This is a genomic window from Lentzea miocenica (assembly GCF_033949945.1).
GTDB lineage: Bacteria > Actinomycetota > Actinomycetes > Mycobacteriales > Pseudonocardiaceae > Lentzea > Lentzea miocenica.
This window is the reverse complement of the sequence record NZ_JAXAVW010000075.1, coordinates 1-16,641: the sequence shown is the minus strand read 5'-3', so window position 1 is coordinate 16,641 and position 16,641 is coordinate 1. Positions and strand designations below refer to the sequence as shown.

14 protein-coding genes and 1 pseudogene are annotated in these 16,641 nt (G+C 68.6%); 10 read left to right on the top strand and 5 right to left on the bottom strand.

Annotated elements, in window-relative coordinates:
* Positions 1–33: 33 nt before the first annotated feature.
* Positions 34–849 carry a hypothetical protein gene (locus tag SK803_RS45985; protein WP_319972579.1) on the bottom strand — a complete coding sequence of 272 codons (816 nt, stop codon included), beginning with the start codon at positions 847–849 and terminating at the stop codon, positions 34–36.
* Positions 850–933: 84 nt separating this feature from the next.
* On the bottom strand, positions 934–1,803 hold the full coding sequence (locus SK803_RS45980) for an Rv0361 family membrane protein (RefSeq protein WP_319972578.1): 870 nt from the start codon (positions 1,801–1,803) through the stop codon (positions 934–936).
* Positions 1,804–2,517: 714 nt separating this feature from the next.
* Here SK803_RS45980 and arc point away from each other — a divergent pair.
* Positions 2,518–4,314, top strand: coding sequence for a proteasome ATPase (arc, locus tag SK803_RS45975; protein WP_319972577.1), 1,797 nt, complete (start codon positions 2,518–2,520; stop codon positions 4,312–4,314).
* A 64-nt stretch (positions 4,315–4,378) separates the two neighbouring features.
* Here the strand turns inward: arc and SK803_RS45970 are convergent, their stop codons facing one another.
* Together SK803_RS45970 and SK803_RS45965 are read right to left on the bottom strand one after the other, a co-directional pair.
* Positions 4,379–5,005 (bottom strand): response regulator transcription factor, encoded by a 627-nt coding sequence (locus tag SK803_RS45970; protein WP_319972576.1) that lies wholly within the window; start codon positions 5,003–5,005, stop codon positions 4,379–4,381.
* Positions 5,002–6,072 carry a sensor histidine kinase gene (locus SK803_RS45965; protein ID WP_319972575.1) on the bottom strand — a complete coding sequence of 357 codons (1,071 nt, stop codon included), beginning with the start codon at positions 6,070–6,072 and terminating at the stop codon, positions 5,002–5,004. The genes SK803_RS45970 and SK803_RS45965 overlap by 4 nt, the downstream gene beginning before the upstream one ends.
* A gap of 111 nt (positions 6,073–6,183) precedes the next feature.
* Between SK803_RS45965 and SK803_RS45960 the strand changes: the two are divergent.
* The 4 genes and pseudogenes from SK803_RS45960 to SK803_RS45945 form a co-directional block, all read left to right on the top strand.
* A pseudogene (locus SK803_RS45960) lies at positions 6,184–6,831 on the top strand (ABC transporter ATP-binding protein); the annotation flags it as partial.
* Positions 6,832–6,881: 50 nt separating this feature from the next.
* Positions 6,882–7,637 (top strand): ABC transporter permease, encoded by a 756-nt coding sequence (locus tag SK803_RS45955; RefSeq protein ID WP_319972574.1) that lies wholly within the window; start codon positions 6,882–6,884, stop codon positions 7,635–7,637.
* Positions 7,638–7,734: 97 nt separating this feature from the next.
* The gene (locus tag SK803_RS45950) at positions 7,735–8,790 is read left to right on the top strand and encodes a glycoside hydrolase family 5 protein (protein WP_319972573.1); all 1,056 of its coding nucleotides are present in this window, start codon (positions 7,735–7,737) and stop codon (positions 8,788–8,790) included.
* Between the two features lie 73 nt (positions 8,791–8,863).
* Positions 8,864–9,742 carry an aldo/keto reductase gene (locus tag SK803_RS45945; protein ID WP_319972572.1) on the top strand — a complete coding sequence of 293 codons (879 nt, stop codon included), beginning with the start codon at positions 8,864–8,866 and terminating at the stop codon, positions 9,740–9,742.
* Here the strand turns inward: SK803_RS45945 and SK803_RS45940 are convergent.
* Positions 9,729–10,226: an NUDIX hydrolase gene (locus SK803_RS45940; protein ID WP_319972571.1), complete on the bottom strand. Its 498-nt coding sequence runs from the start codon at positions 10,224–10,226 to the stop codon at positions 9,729–9,731. The genes SK803_RS45945 and SK803_RS45940 overlap by 14 nt on opposite strands.
* Before the next feature lie 107 nt (positions 10,227–10,333).
* Between SK803_RS45940 and SK803_RS45935 the strand changes: the two genes are divergently transcribed.
* The 5 genes from SK803_RS45935 (at position 10,334) to prcA (ending at position 16,289) form a co-directional block, all read left to right on the top strand.
* Positions 10,334–12,721 (top strand): FtsX-like permease family protein, encoded by a 2,388-nt coding sequence (locus SK803_RS45935; RefSeq protein WP_319972570.1) that lies wholly within the window; start codon positions 10,334–10,336, stop codon positions 12,719–12,721.
* Positions 12,722–12,793: 72 nt separating this feature from the next.
* Positions 12,794–14,287, top strand: coding sequence for a depupylase/deamidase Dop (gene dop, locus SK803_RS45930; protein WP_319972569.1), 1,494 nt, complete (start codon positions 12,794–12,796; stop codon positions 14,285–14,287).
* A 79-nt stretch (positions 14,288–14,366) separates the two neighbouring features.
* Positions 14,367–14,561 carry a ubiquitin-like protein Pup gene (locus SK803_RS45925; RefSeq protein WP_319972568.1) on the top strand — a complete coding sequence of 65 codons (195 nt, stop codon included), beginning with the start codon at positions 14,367–14,369 and terminating at the stop codon, positions 14,559–14,561.
* 50 nt (positions 14,562–14,611) lie between these two features.
* Positions 14,612–15,460 (top strand): proteasome subunit beta, encoded by an 849-nt coding sequence (prcB, locus tag SK803_RS45920; protein ID WP_319972567.1) that lies wholly within the window; start codon positions 14,612–14,614, stop codon positions 15,458–15,460.
* 34 nt (positions 15,461–15,494) lie between these two features.
* Positions 15,495–16,289 (top strand): proteasome subunit alpha, encoded by a 795-nt coding sequence (prcA, locus tag SK803_RS45915; RefSeq protein WP_319972566.1) that lies wholly within the window; start codon positions 15,495–15,497, stop codon positions 16,287–16,289.
* Positions 16,290–16,641 lie beyond the last annotated feature (352 nt).

The following is a 16,641-nucleotide window of genomic DNA, read 5'->3' as shown; positions in this document are numbered from 1 at the left end:
ACTTCGGCGGGGCCCTTTTCGCACGTCGGCGAGCTACTTGGTCGGCGTACCGAGGCTGTCGATGCCGCACACCTTCCAGTCGCTGCCTTCCTTGGACAGCTTGTAGACGATGTCGCCCGACTGGGTCTTGCCGGGACTGTTCGGGTCGACGAGCCCGGTGAGCCGCTGAGTGAACGTGCCGCTGCTGCCCGAGGTCTTGACGTCGACCACGGTGGCCGTCGCGCCCGTCTGCGGGGCACCGGTCTTGGCCTTGAGCTTCGGGAACTCCGCGGCGCAGACGTACTGCTTGACGTCGTTCGGGTCGCTGTTGCCCGCCTTCATACCCTTGAGGACCACGTCGCTGAACTTCTTCGCGACGTCCTCGGCACCGCGGTCACCGCCGCTGCTCTTGGTGCTGCTCGGTGCGGTCGTCTTGGTGCTGCGCGGTTCCGAGCTGTCGCCGGCCGGCTCGGTGGTGCTGGACGACGCCGTGTTGGTGTTGCTCGAGTCGTTGCCGGAGAGCAGCACGGCCGCCGTGACGCCGCCGCCGACGAGCACGAGCACACCGATGACGACACCGATGATCAGGCCGGTGCTGCTCTTCTTGGGAGGCGGGGGACCGCCGAACCCGCCGGGCTGGCCGTAGGGCTGCTGGCCGTAAGGACCCTGCTGCTGGCCGTAGGGACCGGGCTGGCCGTAGCCCTGCTGCGGGCCGGGACCCTGCTGGGGGAACCCACCGCTCTGCGGTCCGGGCTGACCGTAGGGGCCCTGCTGGGGCTGTCCGTAGCCGGGCGGCGGCTGCTGGCCGTAACCCGGCTGCTGTGGCGGCTGCTGGCCGTACGGGCCCGGCTGCTGCGGTGGATAGGTCATGGAAGATTCCCCCGATGTGACTGTGCTGGTCTTCTGAAACTGCCGGCCCCGCCGATTCGGCGGGGCCCTCCGCGGGTGTTCAGCTCACCTGGTCGGCGGGAGCTCGAAGTCCGGCAGCTTCAGGTCCTTCGCCAGCGTGCAGAACTTCCAGTCGCCCGATTCCTTCTTGAACTTCACGGTCGTGTCGAAGGTCTTGGTCTCGGTGCCCAGCGTCACGGTGGTGGAGACGCCGACGTCCGCGGTGTCGCCGGACACCTTCACGTCCTTGACGTTCACCTTGGGCGCGGGCATCTTCTTGAACTCCTCGGCCAGCTTGCGCTGCTCCGGGGTGAGCTTCTTCTCCGCCTCCTCGGCCTCCTTGAGGGCCTCGGAGCACGCCATCGACTTGGCCTTGCTCTCGTTCTTGGCGGCGCTCGCGGCGTAGTACTCCTCGGCGACCTTCTTCACGTCGGCCGACTCGTCACCGCCGCCCGAGTTGCTGTTGCCGCTGTTCGGGTCGGACGACGAGCTGTTGGAGCTGCTCGAGCCGTTGCCGGAGAACACGACGGCGGCCGTGATGCCACCACCGACGAGCACCAGCACGCCGATGACGACGCCGATGATCAGGCCGGTGTTGCTCTTCTTGGGAGGCGGGGGACCGCCGAACCCGCCGGGCTGGCCGTAGGGCTGCTGGCCGTACGGACCCTGCTGCGGCTGGCCGTAGCCCTGCTGGGGGAAGCCACCGCTCTGCGGGCCCTGCTGGCCGAACGGGTCCTGCTGCGGCTGGCCGTACTGTCCCGGCTGCTGTCCGTAGCCCGGCTGCTGCGGCTGGCCGTACGGGGGCTGTGGCTGCTGGCCGTACCCCGGCTGGGGCTGCTGGCCGGGACCCGGCTGCTGCGGCGGCTGCTGCCCGTACGGCCCACCGGGCTGCGGCTGCTGCCCGTAGGGACCGGGCTGCTGCGGCGGGTAGGTCATCGAAACTCCCCCGATGCGGATGAGGTGATCTTTTCGGTGGACATTGTGGTACTTCGTGGACTAACGCGCGGCCGAATGGGATCTATCGACCCGCACGAGTGGTCATGCACACCCTGCGCGGCGCGATCTGGCCGCGCGAAGGCCGTGTCTGATAACGATTGCGGCACCTCCACCGGAAATCGAGCGCGATGCACTGCGCTGTCGGAGTGGTGCGCCGGTTGCGCCAGCGAAACCACCCGGTTGGCCGCACGCCCTCCGGTCGTACCGGAGCCTCGCCTGAACGGGTCCTCCGACGAACACGAACGGGGTGGGTAGCGGTGCGTGACCACCGATCGGACTATCCAGTGGTCCACCTGGTGGGACGACGGCGGGTTCCCGCCCGTCGCCGGGCCGCGAGCGGCACCAGGTGTGTTCACGGTCGTCCGAGGGTGGTCGCGGACCGTAGGGGCCGGGCTGCCGCCCAGGTGCTCCCATGACCCTCTCCTCGGACTTCTCGCAGGTCGGCTGGCGTGTCGCGGAGCGAAACGCCGGTAGAGGTTTCTGGGACGCACCGTAGCGGTCGGGCGGTCGAACCGGACACCGGGATGGAGCAGTTGACCTCTGTTGGAGGCGGGACCGTTGCGTCACACGAGCGAAGATGATGTTGTGAGTACACGATTTTGTCGGTGATCGCCGGTACCGTAATCGGTACGAACACGGGAGGAGGGTGCCGACATGCAGCACGGTCATCCCGGCAGCCAACCCGATGAGGGTGGCGAGCTGAACCAGGGCAACAATTCCGCTGAGCTGACTGCGCAGATCAGGTTCCTCGAGGACGAGATCGCGTCGTTGCGTCGAAAGCTGACCGAGTCACCGCGGCACACGCGGTTGCTGGAGCAGCGCTTGGCTGAGGCGACAGAGCGCGTCAGCCAGCTGACCGAGCGAAACACGAAGCTCATAGACACCCTCCGCGAAGCACGAAGCCAGCTGCTCGCGCTGCGTGAGGAGGTCGACCGGCTGGCCCAGCCACCCAGCGGGTACGGCGTCTTCATGGCGCGTTACGACGACGGAACGGTCGACGTCTTCACGTCCGGCCGCCGGATGCGGGTCGCCGTGTCCCCGGCGGTCGAGCCGGAGAAGATCGCCTACGGCCAGTCCGTCCGCCTCAACGAGGCGCTGACGGTCGTCGAAGCCGGTGGGTTCGAGCGGTCGGGTGAGGTCTGCGCACTGCGGGAGGTGCTCACCGAGGACGGTGAGGACACCATCGCCCGCGCGCTGGTCGTCGGCCACGCGGACGAGGAGAGAGTGGTCTGGCTCGCCCAGCCCCTGCTCGACTCGCCGCTCAAGCCGGGCGACTCGCTGCTGGTCGACTCGAAGGCGGGTTTCGCCTACGAACGGGTCCCCAAGGCCGAGGTCGAGGACCTCGTGCTCGAGGAGGTCCCGGACATCGACTACAGCGACATCGGCGGCCTGTCCCGGCAGATCGAGCAGATCCGCGACGCCGTGGAGCTGCCCTTCCTGCACGCGGACCTCTTCCGCGAGTACGAGCTGCGCCCGCCCAAGGGCGTGCTGCTCTACGGCCCTCCCGGCTGCGGCAAGACGCTCATCGCCAAGGCGGTGGCGAACTCCCTGGCCAAGAAGGTGCGGGAGATCCGCGGCGAGACCGACAAGCAGGCCAAGTCCTACTTCCTCAACATCAAGGGCCCCGAGCTCCTCAACAAGTTCGTCGGTGAGACCGAGCGGCACATCCGCCTGATCTTCCAGCGAGCTCGCGAGAAGGCGTCAGAGGGCACCCCGGTGATCGTGTTCTTCGACGAGATGGACTCGATCTTCCGCACCCGCGGTTCCGGCGTGTCGTCCGACGTCGAGACGACGATCGTGCCCCAGCTGCTCTCGGAGATCGACGGCGTCGAGGGCCTGGAGAACGTCATCGTCATCGGCGCCTCCAACCGTGAGGACATGATCGACCCGGCGATCCTCCGCCCCGGCCGACTCGACGTGAAGATCAAGATCGAGCGACCGGACGCCGAGGGCGCGAAGGACATCTTCAACAAGTACCTGACGCCCAACCTCCCGCTGCACGCCGACGACCTCGCCGAGTTCGGCGGGGACCCGAAGGCCTGCATCGAGGGCATGGTGCAGCACACCGTGGAGCGCATGTACGAGGAGTCCGAGGAGAACCGCTTCCTGGAGGTCACCTACGCCAACGGTGACAAGGAGGTCCTGTACTTCCGGGACTTCAACTCCGGCGCGATGATCCAGAACATCGTCGACAGGGCCAAGAAGGCGGCGATCAAGTCGCTGCTGGACACCAAGCAGCCCGGACTCTCGGTCCGGCACCTGCAGGCCGCCATCGTCGACGAGTTCGCCGAGAACGAGGACCTGCCGAACACGACGAACCCGGACGACTGGGCACGCATCTCGGGCAAGAAGGGCGAGCGGATCGTCTACATCCGCACGCTCGTCACCGGGAAGAACCAGGAGACGGGCCGCGCGATCGACACGGCCACGAACACCGGCACGTACCTGTAACCAGCTCGGTTGAAGTGGCACTGAACCGCCCCGGCCGCATTCGTGCGACCGGGGCGGTTCTCGTTCACACCAGACCGGACTCGTAGGCCGCGATCACCAGCTGGGCGCGGTCGCGGGCGTGCAGCTTCGCCAGCAGGTTCCCGATGTGGGTCTTCACCGTGCCCGTGCTGACGTGCAGCCGCGCCATGATCTCCGCGTTCGACAGTCCGCGGGCGATCAGCAGCAGCACTTCCTTCTCGCGCTCGGTCAGCACCTCCAGCCCCTTGACCGCGGGTGCGGACGGCTGCCGGACGAACTCCGAGATCAACCGGCGCGTGACCGTCGGCGACAGCAGCGACTCGCCGGCGGCCACCACCCGGATCGCCGCCAGCAGCTCGGCGGGCGGGGTGTCCTTCAGCAGGAAACCTGAGGCGCCGGCCCGCAACGCGCCGAAGACGTACTCGTCCAGGTCGAACGTCGTCAGCACCAGCACGCGCGGGCCGTCCAGCAGCCGGGTGGCCTCGATGCCGTCCATCTCGGGCATGCGGATGTCCATCAGCACGACGTCCGGCTTCAGCTCCGCCGCCAGCTTCACCGCTTCGGCGCCGGTGCCCGCCTCGCCCACCACGGTCAGGTCCGGTTCGTTGCCCACCAGCAGGCGGAAGCTGGCGCGCAGCAACGCCTGGTCGTCGACGATCAGCACGGTGGTCATGAGTGCGGCAGCTCCGCCACGACCCGGAAACCTCCGTCGGCGCCCGGTCCCGCGCTGAACGTGCCGCCGTACACCGCCACGCGTTCGCGCATGCCGATCAACCCGTGCCCCACACCGAGCTCCTTCACCCCGGGCCCGTCGTCGGCCACCTCGATGCGCACCGACTCCGCGCTCACCTCGACCAGCACCGTGCACGAGGCAGGTGCCGCGTGCTTCACGACGTTCGTCAAAGCCTCCTGCACGATCCGGTACGCCGACAGCCCGACCCCTTCCGGCACCACGGTGTCGCCCCGCACGTCCAACGACACGCGCACGCCCGCCAGTGACGCGCGGTCGGCGAGATCGGCGAGGCCTCCCAAACCAGGCGACGGCGCCAGGTCGGCGTCGGAGCGCAGGACGCCGAGCAGGCCGCGCATCTCGGTCAGCGCCGCGCGGCTCGTCTCCGAGATCACCTGCAGGGCCTCGTAAGCGTGGTCGGGTGAGCGCACGTGTGCGGCGTTGCCGGCCTGCACGGCGATCAGGGACAGGTTGTGCGCCACCACGTCGTGCAGTTCACGGGCGATGCGCAGGCGTTCGTCGGCCAACGCCTGTTCGGCGTGCTGTGCCGTCTCTCTCGCGACCATCGAGCGGCGCAGACGGGTCGTGTAGCCCATGACCCACACCGAGCCCAACGCGGCGACGGCGACCAGCACGCCCTCGGCTTCGCCACCGGAGATCCCGGCGGTCGCGACGATGGTGACCACCAGCGCGACGAGCGACCAGATGCGCTCGCGTTCGACCGCCACCGTGTAGAGCCCGAAGCAGGCCGCCCCCACCGGCGCGCCGAGCGCCTGCACGGGCAGCACCTGGCTCACCACCGACACCACCATCGCGGCGGTGCTCACGCCCAGCGCGATCTCCGGCCACCACCGGCGGACGGCGACGGGCACGGCGACCAGTCCGGCCACCGGCACCGCGATCCACGGTGACGCGTGCACGTGGGGTTCGAGGATCGCGTAGGTGACGAGGATCCAGATCACCAGCGCGGCCGCCAGGTCGACCAGGTAGAGGTGCAGTTTCGCGATCACGGCGTCGACGTTAACGAGCACGGGGGCGGCGCGCCTCGGACCACGGTCCGATTCCGGAGTTCGGCCCTCGGTCCGATCCGCCGCACACCGGAACTCCGGATGCTCTTCGGCATGATCGAGGTGCGGAACCTGACGAAGAAATACGGGGACACGACGGCGGTCGACGGCCTGTCGTTCACCGTCCACCCCGGACTGGTGACGGGCTTTCTCGGCCCGAACGGCGCCGGCAAGTCCACGACCATGCGCATGATCCTGGGGCTGGACCGGCCCGACGGCGGCGAGGCGCTCGTCGACGGCAAGCGCTACCAGGACCTGGACCAGCCGCTGCGGCACGTCGGCGTGCTGCTGGATCCGGCCGCGGTGCACCACGGCCGCAGGGCGCTCGATCACCTGCGCTGGCTCGCGGTGAGCAACGGCATCAGCCAGAAGCGCGCGGTCGAACTGCTGGAGCGGGTCGGCCTGGGAGGCGTGCGGCACAAGCGGATCAGGGCGTTGTCGCTCGGCATGAAACAACGGCTGGGCGTCGCGGCGGCCCTGCTCGGCGACCCGCGCGTGCTGATGTTCGACGAGCCGGTCAACGGCCTCGACCCCGAGGGCGTGCGGTGGATCCGCGACCTGATGCGCGGCCTCGCGAAGGAGGGCCGCACGGTCTTCGTCTCCAGCCACCTGATGAGCGAGATGGCGCTGACCGCCGACCACGTCGTGATCGTCGCAAGAGGACAGCTGGTCCAGGAGACGCCGATGGAGACGTTGACCCGCAACGGTTCCCTGGAGGACGCCTACCTCGACCTCACCTCGGGGAGGGGACTGTGAAGAACGCGCTCGCCGCCGAGTGGCTGAAGCTCCGGACCGTCCGGGCGCCGTACGGGCTGGTCATCACGATCGGCCTGATGGTGGTCGCGGGCGCGCTGCTGTCGTGGCTGATCGTCCAGGACTACGACACCTCGCCTGCCGCCGAACAGGCGAGGTTCGCCTCCGCCGACAGCAGCGTGGTGATCACCCCGGTCGTCCAGTTCCTCGTCGCCGCGCTCGGCGCCCTGGTCGCGACCTCCGACCCGAGGCTGACCTCGCTGACCGCCGTGCCGGACCGGAAACGCTTGCTGGCGGCCAAAACCGCGCTCGTCGCCACCACGGCTGTGGTGATCGGCGCTGTCACGCTCGCCCTCAGCATCGGCACCAGCTGGCTGATCATGGGCGACCGCCCGCCGCCGATCGCTCCGTGGGACGGCGTGGGTGATGTGCTGCCGTGGGCCGGCGCGGCGGTGCTGTCGATCCTGGTGACAGGTCTGATCGGTCTCGGCATCGGGCTCGCGGTGAGGTCGACGGCCGTCACGATCGTCGTGGTGGGCGTCCTGCTGTGGGGACTGCCGGCCATCACGCCGATGCTGCCCGACCCCTGGAACATGGACGCCTCGGCCGTGATGGTGCCCTACCTGGTGTGGGAGGTGGCCGGGGTCGTCGACGACGCGCCGCTGACTCCATTGGCCGCCGTTGCATGTTTGATCGTTTACGTACTGGTGACGCTGGGTGCCGGAACGGTGACTCTCCTGCGACAGGACGCTTGACTCGCTCTTGGGGCGGCTTTAAGGTCATCTATACCATTAATCGGTAAGGAAACTTACCTAACTAATCCGCCGCCAGCAGTCCGAGAGGAGACGCTGAATGGCTTGGCAGAGGTCTGTGGTAGCGCTCGCCGCGGCGGTCGTGCTCCCGTTGACCGGTGCGATGGCGGGCAGTTCCGTCGCCGCCGCACCCGCGGATGACGTCTCCGCCGCCGCGCTGCCGCCGGGTTCGCCCGCTGCGGTCAACGGTCAGCTCAAGGTGTGCGGCGTGCAGCTGTGCAACAAGAACGGCAAAGCGATCCAGCTGCGCGGCATGAGCACCCACGGCATCCAGTGGTACTCCCAGTGCGTCAAGACCGCGTCGCTCGACGCGCTCGCGAACGACTGGAAGGCCGACGTCCTGCGCATCGCGATGTACGTCCAGGAGGGTGGTTACGAGACCAACCCCCGGAAGTTCACCGACATGGTGCACGGCTACATCGAGGAAGCCACCAAGCGCGGCCTGTACGCGCTGGTCGACTTCCACCAGCTCTCGCCTGGTGACCCGAACTACAACACCGCGCGCGCCAAGACCTTCTTCAAGGAGATCGCGGCACGGCACAAGGACAAGACCAACATCATCTACGACATGGCCAACGAGCCGAACGGCGTGTCGTGGGCGAAGGTCAAGCAGTACGCCGAGGCGGTCATCCCGACCATCCGTGCGGAGGACCCGGACAGCCTGGTGCTGATCGGCACGCACGGCTGGTCGACGTTCGGCCTGTCCGACGGCAAGGACATCAACGAGGTCAGCAGGAACAAGGTCAACGCCTCGAACCTGATGTACACGTTCCACTTCTACGCGAACTCGCACAAGGACTCGTACGTCAAGGCGCTGGACACGGTCTCCAGCCAGGTGCCGGTGTTCGTGACCGAGTTCGGCACGCAGACGGCGTCCGGTGACGGCGGCAACGACTTCACCACGTCGCAGAAGTTCATCGACCTGATGGCCCGCAAGAAGATCTCGTGGACCAACTGGAACTTCTCCGACGACAGCAGGTCCGGTGCCGTGTTCAAGAGCGGTACCTGCTCCGGCAGCAACTTCAGCGGTACCGGCGTGCTGAAGCCGGCCGGTGTCTGGGTGCGTGAGCGCACCCGCACGCCGGACGACTTCTGATCCAGCGGCAACACCGACCCCGGCGGGTCACGTGAACGGCGGTCCTTCGGGGCCGCCGTTTACCGTTGTCGCCATGGCTCAACTCGCTCTAGGTCTCGCGTCGCTCGGCCGTCCCGCGTACATCAACCTCGGTCGTGAGGACGCGTTGCCGCGCGTGCGGGACGTCGAGTCGATGCGCGAGCAGTGCCACCGGGTCCTCGACACGGCCTACGAGCTGGGCGTTCGCTGGGTCGACGCGGCGCGGTCCTACGGGTTGTCCGAGGACTTCCTGTCGTCGTGGCTGCCCGGTCACGACGACGTGACGGTGTCCAGCAAGTGGGGTTACGCCTACACCGCGGACTGGCGGCCCGACGCCGAGGTGCACGAGGTCAAGGAACACTCACTCGCGCGCTTCACCCGGCAGTGGCGGGAAACCTCGGCTCTGCTGCCGCGCGTCGACCTCTACCAGGTGCACTCGCTGACCGCCGACAGCCCGCTGTTCGACGACAGGGCGTTGCAGGACGCGATGGGTGCGATCGGTGTCCCGCTGGGCTTCTCGACGTCCGGCCCGCGGCAGGCCGACGCGATCCGCAAGGCGGTGGACCTCGGCATCTTCCGGTCCGTCCAGTCCACTTGGAACCTGTTGGAGACGTCAGCCGGCGAGGCCCTGCGCGAGGCCCATGCCGCCGGGCTGCGCGTGATCATCAAGGAGGGTGTGGCGAACGGACGGCTCGTCGTGGACCCTCCGCAAGCGGTTGCGGCGCAGGCGAAGCAGCTCGACGTCGGTCCGGACGCCGTGGCGCTGGCTGCGATCGCGGCGCAGCCGTGGGTGGACGTCGTGCTGTCCGGCGCGGCGAGCCCGGAGCAGCTCAGGTCCAATGTGGACGCGATGCGGATCGAGGTCGACCTGCCGGACCTGGCCGAACCGGCCGAGCAGTACTGGCGGACCCGCGCGGGCCTCAGCTGGAACTAGTCCGGCGCAACCACTCCTGGGCGACGACCCGGCCGTCCGGCACGAGGGGCCAGCCCGGGTCCTCGATCTTGCCGCGCAGTTCGTCGAGGCCCATCCACCCGCCCCAGGCGACTTCCTCCGGCTGGTGGGTGAACGGGCCGTCGGAGCGCGTCTCGTAGATCCACGCGTGGTAGCGGGTCTGCTCGTCGACGTAGGTGGTCTGGAAGAGGAACGTGAGAGGCGTCTCGGCGCCCAGTTCCTCGCGCAGCTCGCGGGCCGCCGCCTCGCCGGGGGTCTCGCCCGCGTCGATCACACCGCCGGCGGTGCAGTCGTAGAGGCCGGGGAAGATGTCCTTGGTGTCGGTGCGGCGGTGCACGTAGACGCGCTCGCCGTCCAGGGACAGCACGACGATCGTGGCGCAGCCGTGCCAGAGGTTCTCGGCCCGCATGCGCTCGCGGGTCACCTCGCCGATCACGTTCGCGTCCTCGTCGTAGCGGTTGATCATCCCCGTGTCCTCCTGTGGTCGTACGTCAGCTTGCTACCCCAGTCCGACGCCCGCTGATCGTCTCCCTTCCTACCTTCGTGAACGTCAGACGTCACCGAGGAGGATTCGTGTCCACTTCCCTGCGGCTCGGCGTCGCCGAGTTCCGCGCCCGGCCGGGCCGCGCGCTGCTGCCCGGCGTCGCGCTCGTGGTCGGCGTGGCGTGCCTGCTGGCCGCCCTGGTGCTGAGCGACGCGCTCACCAGGTCGGTCGACGAGGGCGCGCCGCTCACCCCGTCCTCAGTGGGACACGTGGTGGACGTCAAATTCCCCGAACCCGGCACCGTCGAGGCGAACCGCCCCGAGCTGGACGGCGCGCTGCTGGCCAAGCTGTCCGCGGTCGGCCGGGCGGTCCCGGTGCAGATCGCGCAAGCAGACCTGTTGGACGCGGGCGGCCGTGCGGGGGAGCACCGCGCCGAAATGCACGTCCAGCAGCCCGACCTGGTGCGCTGGCCGCTGGCCGAGGGCAAGCAGCCCGCCGCGGACAACGAGGTCGCCGTCGACAAGATCACCGCGTACGAGCGGTCGATCAAGCCCGGCGACAAGATCAAGCTCGCCTCCGCGGACGGCAAGCCGGTCGAGGTCACCGTCAGCGGGATCATGAAGAAGGGCGGCATGGACTCGCGGCCGATCCTGGTGGCCGGTCCCGACCTCGCCCGCAAGCTCGACCCGCGGCCGGACACCAAGGAGATCTGGGTGCTCGGCGGCACTCGTGACGCCGTCGCGAGCGCGGCCGGTGCGGCGTACTTCGTGTCGGACCCGGCTCCCGACGCCGACAAGATCGGCAACGACCTGACCTTCATCCTGCTGCCGTTCAGCGTGCTCGCGCTGGCCACGGCGGTGTTCGTCGCGGCGGCCACGTTCCGTGCGGTCTACGCGCAACGGCAGCGTCAGACGGCGTTGTTGCGGTGCATCGGTGCCCAGCGCGGGCCGTTGGTGCGCAGGAGCCTGTTCGAGGCGTTCGTGACGGGCACGCTGGCCGGTGTCGGCGGTGCGCTGCTCGGCGGGCCGATGGCGTGGCTGCTGGCCAGGACGTTCGACGTCACCGGCATCTCCGCGCTGTTCGGCGCGGTGGAGCTCAGCCCGGACCTGCTGCCGTCGCTCGGGTACGTCATCCTCGGAGTTGTTGTTGCCGCGCTGTTGAGCGTCATGGCCGCTGTCCGGCCCGCGATCAACGCCGCGCGCGTGTCGCCGCTCGCCGCATTGCGTGAGGCGGACAACGAGGTTCCCCCTCGGTCCGTGCGTCGTCTGCGGATGGTGTTCGGCGTGCTGTTCACCGGTGGTGCCGCGCTGCTCGCGATGCTGGCCGTTGCGGCCAAGGGCACTGTCGCGGCCCCGCTCGCCGTCACGTTCTCCGCGATCGCCGCGGTCACCGGCCTGTTCTGGATCCTCGGCCCGGTCACCGTGCCGTTCATCGCGCGGCTGTTCGGCAAGATCGGTGGCACCCAGTGGAAGCTCGCCGGTGCCGAGGTGCGCCGGATGCCGCAGCGGTCGGCGTCGGTGGCGCTGCCGTTGCTGCTGGCCAGCTCGATGGTGACGTTCTTCCTGGTTTTGCTGGGTGGCGCGCAGGACATGACCTACGCGTACGCCAACGAGGAACGCCCGGACGCCACCGTCGTCGACGCGGGGGACCGGCCGCTGCCGGCCATCCCCGCGCAGGCCGATGCCGCCGCCAGCGTGGTGCTGCACAAGGCCGAGAACGGGTCGGGCGTCGATCCGGACGAGTTCAAGGCCTGGCTCAAGGCGCAGAACGTGGCCGGCGTCGACCAGTTCGTCACCGGGACCGCGGTCGTGCCGGAGCACTGGTCGGACAAGCCGTTCGTCGAGAACGACGGCAAGCAGTACAAGGTCGTGGGCACCGTGCCCGGCACTCTCACGGGCTACACGCCGATCATCGGCGGCCTGACCTCGGGGCCCGCAGAGAAGGTGCTGGTCGCGTTGAAGCCGGGGGTCGACCCTGCCCAGTTCCGGGCGAACCTGCAGGCCGCGCTGCCGAACAACCCGACCGTGATCGTGCGGACGGACGCGGACGAGCGGGCCGAGGCGGACCGGTACATGCACCTCGGCACCGTGCTGATGATGGTGCTGCTCGGCCTGTCCGTGGCGGTCGCCGTGACCGGTATCGGCACGGCGCTGACGATCTCCGTGCAGGAGCGCCGCAAGGAACTCGCGCTCAGGCGCGCCTTGGGTGTGACCAGGGGCGGACTGCAGGGCGGGGTCATCGCCGAAGCGGTCATGCTGGCCCTGGTCGGGGTGATCGGCGGCGGAGTGCTCGGATTCGGCTATGCCGAAATCGCGATTCTCTCGACCGGCATCGACATGTCACTGCCAGGCCTGAAGGTGGTGTTGCCGCTGGTCATCGGCGCGGCAGCCGTCGTGGTGCTGGCCGTGGTGGCGGCATTCGGGCCTTCTCGCGGCGCGTCCCGCATTCGCCCGGCGGCAGGACTGGCGTCCGGGTGAATAGGGTGAGGGGAGTTTCACGGTGAAGCTCCCCTCACGCTGTTGTCGGGGTCAGGCCATAAGGTGTTGCGCATGCGGCGGATCATGGGAACCGAGGTCGAGTACGGCATCTCAGTGCCGGGTGACGCGACCGCGAACCCGGTGCTCACTTCGACACAGGTGGTTCTTGCGTACGCGGCGGCGGCGGACATACCGCGCGCCAGGCGGGCGCGGTGGGACTACGAGGTGGAGTCACCGCTGCGCGACGCGCGCGGGTTCGACCTGGGCTCGCCCGGCGGGCACCCCGCCGACTCCGACGTCGAGGACCTGGGCGCGGCGAACGTCATCCTCACCAACGGCGCGCGGCTCTACGTCGACCACGCGCACCCCGAGTACTCGGCTCCCGAGGTCACCAACGCGCGTGACGCGGTGATCTGGGACAAGGCAGGGGAGCGGGTGATGGAGGAGGCCGCGATCAAGGCGGCCTCCGTGCCCGGCCAGCCCCGCCTGCAGCTGTACAAGAACAACGTCGACGGCAAGGGCGCGTCGTACGGCACGCACGAGAACTACCTGATGCAGCGCTCGACGCCGTTCACGTCCGTCATCGCGGGTCTCACGCCGTTCTTCGCGTCGCGCCAGGTCATCACCGGTTCCGGCCGCGTGGGCATCGGCCCGTCCGGCGAGGAGGCGGGCTACCAGCTCTCCCAGCGCTCCGACTACATCGAGGTCGAGGTCGGCCTGGAGACGACGCTCAAGCGCGGCATCATCAACACGCGCGACGAGCCGCACGCGGACGCGGACAAGTACCGCCGCCTGCACGTCATCATCGGCGACGCGAACCTGGCCGAGTACTCCACGTTCCTCAAGGTCGGCACCACGTCCCTGGTGCTGGACATGATCGAGGCCGGCCAGCGGTTCGACGACCTGCGCATGGTCGACCCGGTGCGCGCCGTGCACCAGATCAGCCACGACCCGACGCTGAAGTTCAAGGTCGAGATGACCGGCGGGCGCAAGTTCACCGGCCTCGACGTGCAGTTCGCCTACCACGAGCGCGCGACCGCGTTCGTGGACAAGGAGGGCGTCGGCGACCGCGAGGTCCTGCGGATCTGGGGCGAGGTGCTCGACGCGCTGGCCCGCGACCCGGCGGAGTGCGCGGACCGGCTCGACTGGGTCGCCAAGCTGCGGCTGCTCGAGGGCTACCGCCAGCGCGACGGCCTGGAGTGGGGCGCGGCCCGGCTCAACCTGGTCGACCTGCAGTACTCGGACGTGCGGCTCGACAAGGGCCTCTACAACCGCCTGGTCGCCCGCGGCTCGATGAAGCGCCTCGTCAGCGAGGAAGAGGTCCGCGCGGCCATCACCTCGCCGCCTGAGGACACGCGTGCGTACTTCCGCGGCCGGTGCCTGGAGCGCTACCCGACCTCGGTCGCCGCCGCATCGTGGGACTCGGTGATCTTTGATCTCGGTCGAGAATCCCTCGTGCGAATTCCCACCCTGGAACCCCTCCGGGGGACGAAAGCGCACGTCGGAGCCCTTCTGGAGGCCTCTGACACCGCCGAGCAGCTGGTGGACGCACTGACTCGCGGGTGATCGTCTACCCGAGTGGCTCAGGATTTTTGTCGGTGCCGCTGGGTAGTGTTCTTGTCAGGCGAGTCAGCGGGAGGCCGAGATGTCCCAGGAACAGAAGCAGCGCCAGGGCGGTGGCGACGGCGACGACGGTGGCGAGGACGCCGCCGGAGCCGGTCAGGAACGCCGCGAGAAGCTCGGCGAGGACGTGGACGCGATCCTCGACGAGATCGACGACGTGCTCGAGGAGAACGCGGAGGACTTCGTCCGCGCATACGTGCAGAAGGGTGGTCAGTAGGCCTTCGGGGGCCTGTTGACCACCTTCGGGGACGGGAGAACAACCAACACATGGACCACAGCTCGACCGGGCGTTACCCGGCCGCGGCGTTGCCCTCGGCGTACCTGACGCCGGGCTCGTCGTCGTTCACGGACTTCTTGCGGGCGCAGGCACCCGACATGCTGCCTTCGGCCCGGAAGCTCCCGGAGGGGACCGTCCAGGCCCCGCACGGGACGACGATCGTCGCGGCCACCTACAAGGGTGGGGTCGTGATCGCCGGTGACCGGCGCGCGACGATGGGCAACGTCATCGCCCAGCGCGACATGAAGAAGGTCTTCGTCACCGACGACCACTCCGCCGTCGGGATCGCGGGCACGGCAGGCATCGCGATCGAGATCGTCCGGCTGTACACGGTCGAACTGCGGCACTACGAGAAGATCGAGGGCGTACCGCTGTCGCTCGACGGCAAGGCGAACCGCCTCTCGGCCATGATCAGGGGCAACCTCGACGCGGCCATGGCCGGCCTCGCCGTGGTGCCCCTGTTCGCCGGGTACGACACCTCGGCCACGGACTCGGAGCGCGCCGGCAGGATCGTGTCCTACGACGTCACCGGCGGCCGCTACGAGGAGTCGCAGGGCTACCAGGCCGTCGGCTCGGGCTCGCTGTTCGCGAAGTCGGCGCTGAAGAAGCTCTACGACCCGGACGCGGACGTCGACGCCGCTATCCGCTCGGTCATCGAGGCGCTGTACGACGCGGCGGACGACGACTCGGCCACCGGAGGCCCGGACCCGGTCCGCCGCCTCTACCCGGTCGTGGTCACGATCAACGGTGCCGACGGCGCCGTAGAGGTGCCGGACCCCGAGGTCGCCACGGTCGCGAACGCGGTCGTCGAAGGCCGCAGGTCCCGCCCTTCAGGCTGAGTCCCCATCAGGTTCGACGTCAGGAGCACCACCCATGACGATGCCGCTGTACGCATCGGCAGAGCAGGTGATGCGCGACCGCTCGGAGTACGCCCGCAAGGGCATCGCCAGGGGCCGCAGCGTCATCGTGCTGAAGTACGCCGACGGCATTCTCTTCGTCGCGGAGAACCCCTCGAGCACGCTGCACAAGGTCTCGGAGATCTACGACCGCATCGGCTTCGCCGCCGTCGGCCGGTACAGCGAGTTCGAGAACCTCCGCCAAGCGGGCATTCGGTTCGCCGACGTGCGCGGGTACCAGAACGACCCGCGTGACGTCACTTCTCGCTCTCTTGCCAACGTCTACGCCACGACGCTGGGCACCTACTTCACCGAGCAGATCAAGCCGTTCGAGGTGGAGATCTGCGTGGCTGAGGTCGGAGACTCGTCCGCTTCGGACACGCTGTACCGGTTGACGTATGACGGGTCCATTGTGGATGAGCCGCAGTACATCGTGATGGGTGGCACTGTCGATGCCGCCAACACGGCGTTGAAGGACGCGTTTGCTGACGGGTTGTCGTTGGCTGAAGCCGTTCCTGTTGCTGTCAAGGCGTTGTCCGCCGGGTCGTCGTCCACTTCTACTGCGGCGTTGTCGGCTGCTTCGGGGAGTGGGTTGCCGGAGTTGTTGCCTGCCAACAAGCTGGAGGTCGCGGTTTTGGAGCGGGCTCGGCCTCGGCGGGCGTTCCGGCGGATTGCCGGGGCGGCTTTGGATTCGTTGATGCCTTCGCCTACCAAGGGTGGGCAGGCTGTTGAGGATGTTGAGCTGCCGGGCTCTGAGGATGAGTCCAAGTAAGGGATTAGGGCAGGTCGCTGGCTTTGCGGGGTGGTTGCCTTGCGGGCGGCGACCTTTGCCTTGAGTGCTTCCCTCTGGGGGCTCCGCCCCCCAGACCCCCGCCAATCTGATCTGGGGAGTCCTCCGCCACGCGTGGGTTGATGGCACGCCTGTTGCGTTGGGCGGAGTTGCGTTGCGTAGGTGGTGCGGTCCGGGCGGGTCCCCGTCACAAGCCGTACCAGAGCGCGCCACACCCGAGGAGGGATGTCAAACGGACGAAAAGCGTGTCCGTTTGACATCCCTCCTCGGGTGCAGCAAGAGCTGAGGCACGACTCGTGACGGGGACCCGCCCGGAGCGCTGTTTCAAGCGTTA

What these genes read in the sequence shown, in the direction of transcription:
- SK803_RS45985 (WP_319972579.1), bottom strand. Translation starts at nt 849, where the DNA reads ATGACCTATCCACCGCAGCAGCCGGGCCCGTACGGCCAGCAGCCGCCA.
- SK803_RS45980 (WP_319972578.1), bottom strand. Translation starts at nt 1,803, where the DNA reads ATGACCTACCCGCCGCAGCAGCCCGGTCCCTACGGGCAGCAGCCGCAG.
- arc (WP_319972577.1), top strand. Translation starts at nt 2,518, where the DNA reads ATGCAGCACGGTCATCCCGGCAGCCAACCCGATGAGGGTGGCGAGCTG.
- SK803_RS45970 (WP_319972576.1), bottom strand. Translation starts at nt 5,005, where the DNA reads ATGACCACCGTGCTGATCGTCGACGACCAGGCGTTGCTGCGCGCCAGC.
- SK803_RS45950 (WP_319972573.1), top strand. Translation starts at nt 7,735, where the DNA reads ATGGCTTGGCAGAGGTCTGTGGTAGCGCTCGCCGCGGCGGTCGTGCTC.
- SK803_RS45945 (WP_319972572.1), top strand. Translation starts at nt 8,864, where the DNA reads ATGGCTCAACTCGCTCTAGGTCTCGCGTCGCTCGGCCGTCCCGCGTAC.
- SK803_RS45940 (WP_319972571.1), bottom strand. Translation starts at nt 10,226, where the DNA reads ATGATCAACCGCTACGACGAGGACGCGAACGTGATCGGCGAGGTGACC.
- dop (WP_319972569.1), top strand. Translation starts at nt 12,794, where the DNA reads ATGCGGCGGATCATGGGAACCGAGGTCGAGTACGGCATCTCAGTGCCG.
- SK803_RS45925 (WP_319972568.1), top strand. Translation starts at nt 14,367, where the DNA reads ATGTCCCAGGAACAGAAGCAGCGCCAGGGCGGTGGCGACGGCGACGAC.
- prcB (WP_319972567.1), top strand. Translation starts at nt 14,612, where the DNA reads ATGGACCACAGCTCGACCGGGCGTTACCCGGCCGCGGCGTTGCCCTCG.
- prcA (WP_319972566.1), top strand. Translation starts at nt 15,495, where the DNA reads ATGACGATGCCGCTGTACGCATCGGCAGAGCAGGTGATGCGCGACCGC.